Source organism: Kitasatospora putterlickiae (assembly GCF_039527695.1).
Classification (GTDB): domain Bacteria; phylum Actinomycetota; class Actinomycetes; order Streptomycetales; family Streptomycetaceae; genus Kitasatospora; species Kitasatospora putterlickiae.
Window position 1 is genome coordinate 30,652 of sequence record NZ_BAAAKJ010000169.1, and the last position, 2,230, is coordinate 32,881.

The window sequence follows — 2,230 nt, forward strand, 5'->3', positions numbered from 1 at the left end:
GGGGCGCCGGACCTGGTCCGGCGCCCCCTCGGGGTCTGTGCTGGGCTTCGTGGGTGGAGGAAGGACCCTTCGGCTACTTCTTCTTCTCGTCCTTGCCGCCGAGCGGCAGCGCGGCCAGGCCGCCGATGATCACGAAGGCCGCGATCGGGAGCAGCACGAACAGGCCGAGGGTCTCGGCGACGCTCAGGCCGCTGCCCGGGTCGTCACCGTCGTCCCGGGTGAGGGCCATGGCGGGCGACGACAGCAGCATCATCAGCGTGACCGTTGCGGTGACCGCGCCGGCTCGCAAAGCGTTCCTCTTGTCCACGGTGCCAACTTACCCGTCACTTACGCCGCGCCGCTCGGCGGGGTCGGCCTTTCGGGAGCGGCCCCGCCGTGGGCGTCCGGCCGGACGCCCACGGAGCGCAGCAGGTCCGCGAGGACGGCGGCGGCCGGGGCCGCGGCCAGGGCGTCCAGGGTGACCGGCGCCCCCGAGCCGTCGGCGACCGGCAGGCGCCAGTTCGGGTACTGGTCCCAGGTGCCCGGGAGGTTCTGCGGACGCGGATCGCCGACCACGTCCGGCAGCCAGACGCCGACCAGCGCGGCCGGGGTGGCCGCCAGGAACCGGTGGAGCGCGACGGCCGACAGCGGCTCGTCCACGCCCAGCAGGCCCAGCCGGACCAGCTCGGCCCGCCAGTCGGCCAGCTCGGCGGCGGCCTGCTCCTGCTCCTCCCCCAGCGGGCGGGCCAGCAGGCCCAGCCGGTGGCGCAGCTCCACGTGCTCGCCGGAGAGCCGGGCGGCGGTGGACGGCAGGTCGTGCGTGGTCAGGGTGGCGAGGCTGCCCGCCCGCCACCGCTCCGGCGGGAGGATTCCGCCGCCGGCCGGCCAGTCCCGCTCGAACCAGAGCACCGAGGTGCCGAGCACCCCGCGCGCCGCCAGCTCCTCGCGGACGCCCGGCTCGACGGTGCCGAGGTCCTCGCCGATCACCGCGGCGCCGGCCCGGTGCGCCTCCAGGGCGAGCACGGCGAGCATCGCCTCGGCGTCGTAGCGGACGTACACGCCCTCGGTCGGGGCGTGCCCGGCCGGGACCCACCAGAGCCGGAACAGTCCCATCACGTGGTCGATCCGCAGCGCGCCGGCGTGCCGGGCGGCGGAGCGGATCAGCTCGGCGAAGGGCGCGTAGCCGGCGGCGGCCAGCGCGTCCGGGCGCCAGGGCGGCAGGCCCCAGTCCTGGCCGTGCGCGTTGAAGGCGTCCGGGGGCGCGCCGACCGAGATGCCGGCGGCGAGGACGTCCTGCAGCGCCCAGGCGTCGGCGCCGTCCGGGTGGACGCCCACCGCGAGGTCGTGCACCAGGCCGACCGACATCCCGGCGGCGCGGGCGGCCCGCTGGGCCCGGTCGAGCTGGTGGTCGGTCCGCCAGGCCAGCCAGCGGTGCAGGTCGACCCGGTCGGCGAGTTCGGCGGCCGCGTGCCGCACGTGCGGGGAGTCGGGATGGCGCAGGCCCTTCGGCCAGCGGTGGTGGTCGGCGCCGTGCCGCTCGGCCAGGGCGTTCCAGACCGCGTACCGCTCCAGCCACTCGCCCTCGCGGGCCCGGTAGGCGTCGAACGCGGCCGTGCGGACCGCGCCGTGCCCGGCCGCGTACCGGCGGTACTCGGCGTGCAGCAGCTCCAGGGCGCGGCGCTTGAGGGCCCAGACCTCGTCGCGGTCGATGAGGCCGTCGTGCTCCAGCACCTCGGCGCGCAGCCGGGCGGCGCGGGTCAGCAGCTCGTCCGCCTCGGCGCGGGGCCGGCCGGTCAGGTAGGCGTACTCGGGGACCTCCTCGACCCGCAGGTGGACCGGGTCGGCGAAACGGCGGGAGGAGGGGCGGTAGGGGGACGGGTCGGAGGGGACGGCCGGCAGGGCGGCGTGCAGCGGGTTGATCTGGAGGAAGCCGGCGCCCAGCGAGCCCGCCCAGGTGGCGAGGTCGGCGAGGTCGGCGAGGTCGCCCATGCCCCAGGAGCGGTCGGAGAGGACGGAGTAGAGCTGGGCGAGGAAGCCCCAGGAGCGGCCGGGCAGGGCGGGGAGGCGTTCGGGGGCGACGATCAGGTGGGCGGTGGCGGCGGTGCGGCCGGGGAGTGCGGCGTGCAGGGTGTGCCGGCCGGGCGGGAGGTCGGCGGGCAGCCAGTGGGCGTGGCCGCGCGGGAGCTCCCAGCGGCCGCCGTCCTCCAGGGCGACGGCGAGCCGGGTGCCGGCGGGCAGGTCCAGCGCGGTG

General features: G+C 77.5%; 2 protein-coding genes. Both read right to left on the reverse strand.

Annotated elements, in window-relative coordinates; translation table 11 throughout:
- Nucleotides 1–73: 73 nt before the first annotated feature.
- On the reverse strand, nucleotides 74–307 hold the full coding sequence (locus ABD308_RS17520; RefSeq protein WP_344335378.1) for a hypothetical protein: 234 nt from the start codon (nucleotides 305–307) through the stop codon (nucleotides 74–76).
- 20 nt (nucleotides 308–327) lie between these two features.
- Nucleotides 328–2,230: 4-alpha-glucanotransferase (gene malQ, locus ABD308_RS17525; protein ID WP_344335380.1), on the reverse strand; the 1,903-nt coding region annotated here is incomplete at its 5' end.